Source organism: Streptococcus caprae (assembly GCF_042649745.1).
Classification (GTDB): Bacteria; Bacillota; Bacilli; order Lactobacillales; family Streptococcaceae; genus Streptococcus; species Streptococcus caprae.
This window is the reverse complement of the sequence record NZ_JBHRZV010000049.1, coordinates 275,414-278,390: the sequence shown is the minus strand read 5'-3', so window position 1 is coordinate 278,390 and position 2,977 is coordinate 275,414. Positions and strand designations below refer to the sequence as shown.

The 2,977-nt window shown below is 34.4% G+C and carries 3 protein-coding genes and 1 pseudogene; 2 read left to right on the top strand and 2 right to left on the bottom strand.

Annotated features, from left to right (window positions below; all coding sequences use genetic code 11):
• Nucleotides 1–708: pseudogene (locus tag ACFORF_RS07600) on the bottom strand (IS30 family transposase); the annotation flags it as partial.
• 283 nt (nucleotides 709–991) lie between these two features.
• Here ACFORF_RS07600 and ACFORF_RS07595 point away from each other — a divergent pair.
• The gene (locus tag ACFORF_RS07595) at nucleotides 992–1,465 is read left to right on the top strand and encodes a hypothetical protein (protein WP_380426953.1); all 474 of its coding nucleotides are present in this window, start codon (nucleotides 992–994) and stop codon (nucleotides 1,463–1,465) included.
• Nucleotides 1,466–1,480: 15 nt separating this feature from the next.
• Complete coding sequence (locus tag ACFORF_RS07590; protein ID WP_380426951.1) at nucleotides 1,481–2,401, top strand: hypothetical protein; 921 nt, start codon at nucleotides 1,481–1,483, stop codon at nucleotides 2,399–2,401.
• Between the two features lie 176 nt (nucleotides 2,402–2,577).
• Here the strand turns inward: ACFORF_RS07590 and ACFORF_RS07585 are convergent, their stop codons facing one another.
• Entirely contained in the window at nucleotides 2,578–2,685 is a 108-nt protein-coding gene (locus ACFORF_RS07585) for a putative holin-like toxin (RefSeq protein WP_380426949.1), read from the bottom strand.
• Between the last annotated feature and the right edge of the window lie 292 nt (nucleotides 2,686–2,977).

Sequence of the window (2,977 nt, the reverse complement as noted above, 5' to 3'; positions counted from 1 at the left end):
GTTAGAAATTGACTTCCAATTCGAGAATTCCTTCCCACAATCAAAAGTGATGGACTTGAAGAGATTCTTAGGAAATCGGGACATCCATTGGTTTATAGCAACTTCAATGTCACTGGCTTTTCGCCCTTTGGATTGAAGCACGATCATCGCTTTTGACTGCTTTTCAACTAGCGTGATAACAGCGCTTTTATGATTCTTTCCAACAATAGTATCTCCTTCAAGGTGACCAAATTCAGTTTCAAAGTTTGGATAAATGTTAGCGCGTTCCCGCAAATCTCTGCGAAAAGCTTGTTTTCCTCGCCTCTCTTTCATCCCATTTGGCTTTCGTTTGCCTTGCCAAGGCATAGCCTCTTTCTTGAAGATGCCGCGGTCAGCTAAGCGATAGAGAGTACGCATGGAACAAGGAATTTTATCAGGATGAGTTCCTTTTATCACATCGAGGCTCCAATCTGATGCTAGATAGGATTGAATAAACTCTTGTACTGGTTTGGTGAGTTGGGTCTTTTACCGGCCACAATGCCTCTTGTTGGCTTTGTAGCGTTGATAATAGTCATAAGCTGAGTGACCCGTTTTCAGAAAAGAGATAACATTATAAATGGTTTGTCTCGCTCTTCCAAGTGACTTTGCAATAGCGCAAACTTTCTTACCTTCTTGGTAATAAGCCTCTATCATTACGAGTTCATTTGTGGTAAGATGAGTATAAGTCATTTATGTTAGTTCCTTTCAGACAAATGTGGTAGTTTATCTGAGCCTAACATAGATGGCTTTTTCTGTCTAGCTTAATTTTACAAATTGGGAATCTAAAAAACTTTATCTAAAACTATCAAAAATAAAAATAGCTATCACAAATTTCTAGCCTTTATCGTAAAACTATAAAATTTCAAGGAGATTAACATGGGTAAATTAGATAATATTTTAAGTAACAAGAAGAGTGAGTCTTAGTGATGGTCTAACGGGAAATAGAGAACGCTTACGCCATACATTTAAATTTATGTCAACCAAATCAAAAATCTTTATTGGTATATTAATTTTAGGGATTACCTTTTGTACATATTTTTCAATCAAAAATACAGTAGAGATTATAAAAAATTATCCATTAGTCAGAAAGATTGAAATATCTTTAAATGTTGAAAGTCAAAAAACAATTGATACCAAAATGGCTGAAGAAAAACCAGCACCACCTAATGATTGGGTAGAAATTCCTAGTACCTTATTTAGATCAAAGGAGGAAGTTACAATACTTTTTGAACAGGCTGGTTTAAAGCCATTATTTGTTCCTCAACATATAGAGCGTGAAGCAGATATTAATAAAGAGAATCTATCTGTAGGAACTACTATCTCTATTGATTCTCAACCCAATGCAAAATATTTTGACGGAGATAATTATGGCTATTATGCTCCAAAAGGGAGTGAGATTATTGTAGGATATTCACCAGTTGAGTATCAATATCAAGAAAGGGATTAAGTAATGAGAAATAGAGTGACAAAACTATTAAAATTAATTGTGAACTTTTTTATCACAATGCTAATTCATCGACCTAAACTAACTTTAGTAATACTATTCATTCCGATATTTTTGGCTTTCTATAACTCACAGATGGAAGTTAATCGTCAAAGTTTAATCATAGCTGACTATCATTCAAAGCAAGCTACAACATCAACTAATGATAAATCTAAGAAAGTTAAAGACGTACCAGATAATTTAGTCAAAGTGCCAGATGTCAATTTTAAAACTAAGGAACATGTTCAAGCACTGTTTTCTCAGGCAGGATTAAAGGTTGAATTCGTACCTAAAAATTTTGATCATGAAGCAAAAGTAAATACTAGAAATATTTACATAGGTGATTCATATCTAGACTCACAACCTAATTTGCAATATTTAGATAGCGATGAATATGGAGATAATTATGGCTATTATGCTCCAAAAGGTAGTACAATTGTTGTTGGATATACCGACCATGATTATTACTACAAAGATGATAAAATAGGAGAAGACTCACAGAGTATTCCATCATCTACTAGTTCAAGTTCTTCACCTCCTACCAATACTTCATCTTCTGAAAATCCTGACTTAAATGAATATGCTATTTTTTTACAAGATACAATTAATGATTTTGTAGCCGAATATCGGGTAACGGTTTATCAAAAAGAGGGTGGGGCAATGCACGTTGTATTTCCACAGGATATTAAATATGAGTCTACAGCTCATCTTCAAGCCTTTTCAGATGCTATGCTGGAGGTACATCGTTCAGCATTTTATCTCTGGTCAGCAGAAAAAAATTTTAGCACAACAAATGGTGGAACAGATATTCCTATCTTCTACATGGATTCAGAAGATGGTACACGAATCGCTGAATACAGTGTTTTATCTGGTAAGATGAAAGTAAAAATAAGAAACTAGTTACAACTGTAAAATAATACATGTTATTTATCTCATACTTGCAAATTCCCCACCAATAGCTTATAATAGAATTATAAAAGGGAGTTGCTCCAACAACTCCCAGTGTAAATCCGTTTAAGACGGTAGCTAAGTTTTAGATTAAGAAATAACCGTCAACTCGCTAAAGTTTGAGACGGTTATTTCTTTTTATCATTCAGCTTAATAAGGACAATAATCAGCGATAAGAGACTAAGGACAATGCCACCGAACTCCAACATCAACTGTAAAGCCTCTGCTGTGGACAAAAGAGCTATTCCTTTCTATCCAGATTTTAGCACTTACTTTCATAAGCACCACCACCTTTCTACGAAACTCGTAGCTACCGTCATAACTTATTTACCGTTTCATTATACCACGGCTAAATCATTTCTTCAAATGGATTCCTTTTATCTGCCGACAAGACTTTAGTTTTTGATTGCCAAAATGATTGCCATTCTAAGTCATTGATGATAAACGATGACTATCATTTTCAGCAAGATTACTGATAGAAGGTCTTGTATAAATCTATCGAAAAATGATGACCTACTATCTGATAAT